Origin of the sequence: Paraburkholderia sp. 22099 (assembly GCF_052045835.1) — a bacterium.
Taxonomy (GTDB): Bacteria; Pseudomonadota; Gammaproteobacteria; order Burkholderiales; family Burkholderiaceae; genus Paraburkholderia; species Paraburkholderia terricola.
The window spans coordinates 1-2,074 of record NZ_JBQEPU010000075.1 but is presented as its reverse complement, the minus strand read 5'-3'; the positions used below and the strand labels follow the sequence as shown (position 1 = coordinate 2,074).

The window sequence follows — 2,074 nt, the reverse complement described above, 5'->3', positions numbered from 1 at the left end:
AACTCACGTTGCTGTTGGTGGTGGACAGGCCCGTGGACAACGAACTCACGCCAGTGGACAGCGAGCTTGCCGTGGTCGAAGTCGAGGTCGACAGCGACGCCACGTTGCTGTCCGTGGTGGAAAGACCCGTCGAGAGCGAACTGATGCCCGTCGAGGCCGATGTCGACAGCGAAGTCACGTTGCTGTTCGTCGTGGACAGGCCGGTCGAGAGCGAACTCACGCCAGTGGACAAGGAACTCGCTGTGGTCGATGTCGAGGTCGACAGCGAGGCCACGTTGCTATCCGTGGTGGAAAGCCCCGTGGACAGCGAACTGATGCCCGTCGAGGCCGACGTCGACAGCGACGTCACGTTGCTGTTCGTCGTGCTCAGGCCCGTTGACAGCGAACTGACACCAGTGGACAGCGAACTCGCCGTGGTCGAGGTCGAGGTCGACAGCGACGCCACGTTGCTGTCCGTGGTGGAAAGACCCGTGGATAGCGAACTGATGCCCGTCGATGCCGATGTCGACAGTGACGTCACATTGCTGTTGGTCGTGCTCAGGCCGGTCGAAAGCGAACTGACACCGGTGGACAGCGAACTTGCCGTGGTCGAGGTCGAGGTCGACAGCGAGGCCACGTTGCTGTCCGTGGTGGAAAGACCCGTGGACAGCGAATTGATGCCCGTCGAGGCCGACGTCGACAACGACGTCACGTTGCTGTTCGTCGTGGACAGACCCGTGGAGAGTGAGCTTGCCGTGGTCGATGTCGAAGTCGACAGCGAGGCCACGTTGCTATCAGTCGTGGAAAGGCCCGTCGAGAGCGAACTGATGCCCGTCGAAGCCGACGTCGACAGCGAGGTCACGTTGCTGTTCGTCGTGGATAGACCGGTCGAGAGCGAACTCACGCCAGTGGACAAGGAACTCGCCGTGGTCGAAGTGGACGTGGACAGCGACGCCACATTGCTGTCGGTCGTGCTCAGGCCCGTCGAAAGCGAACTGGCCGTCGTCGAGGTCGACGTGGACAGCGACGCCACGTTGCTATCCGTGGTGGAAAGCCCGGTAGACAGCGAACTGATACCCGTCGAGGCCGACGTGGACAACGACGCCACGTTGCTATCGGTCGTGCTGAGGCCGGTGGACAGCGAACTCGCCGAGGTCGAGGTCGAGGTCGAGAGCGAGGCCACATTGCTATCGGTCGTCGACAGACCCGTGGACAGCGAACTGATGCTGGTCGAGATCGAGCCCGTCGCAGTCGACAGCGACGCCACGTTGCTGTTCGTCGTGGAAAGCCCCGTCGACAGCGAACTGATACCGGTAGAAGTGGAAGTCGACAGCGTATCGATTGCCTGGTTGGTCGCAAACAGTTGCGAGCCGTTGACCGCGTCCGTGCTCGTATCGCTGAGCTGCCCCGCCGCCACGTTCGTGACCTGCCGCTCCGCGCCCGGCGCGCCGACGCTCACCACGCTCGTCGGGCTCGCTCCCGCGAAGCTGTACGCCTTGCCGCCGATCGTCGCGCCCGAGGTCGGATTGGCCGCCGCCGTCACCGAGCCCGAGCCCAGCGCCACGTCGCCGGCATTCGCCGCGGTCGCCCCCGAGCCCAGCGCCACCGCGCCGGTGTTCGCCGCCGTCGACGTGCTGCCGAGCGCCACCGACCCCGTGCCCGTTGCCACGTTCGAGCTGCCCAGCGCCACCGCGCCCGTGCCATTGGCCGTGTTGTTCGCGCCCACCGTCACCGCGCCCGTGCCCGTCGCCGAGTTCGGGTCGCCGATCGCCACCGCGCCGTCACCGCTCGCGGTCTGCTGGAAACCCAGCGCCACGGCGCCCGTGCCGCTGCTCACCTGCGACTGGTAGCCGCCCGCGATCGAGCCCTGGCCCGCGGCCGCCGCCACCGTGTTGCTGTCGCCGATCGCGACCGTCGAGGCCGCCAGCGCCTGCGAGCCGTTGCCGATCGCCGTCGCATTCGCACCCGCGGCCGATGCGCCCACGCCCGCGGCGAGCGCGTTCACGCCGGTCGCGCCGTCGTTGTCGTAGTTGCCGCCCTGCACGCCGTTGTCGTTGACGCTGTAGTAGTGCGTCTTGCTGCCCGCGACTACCGT

General features: G+C 66.4%; 1 protein-coding gene. It reads right to left on the bottom strand.

Going from position 1 to position 2,074, the window contains the following annotated elements:
• On the bottom strand, window positions 1–2,074 hold a 2,074-nt coding region (locus ACTJLC_RS31665), incomplete at both ends, for a beta strand repeat-containing protein (protein WP_440846398.1).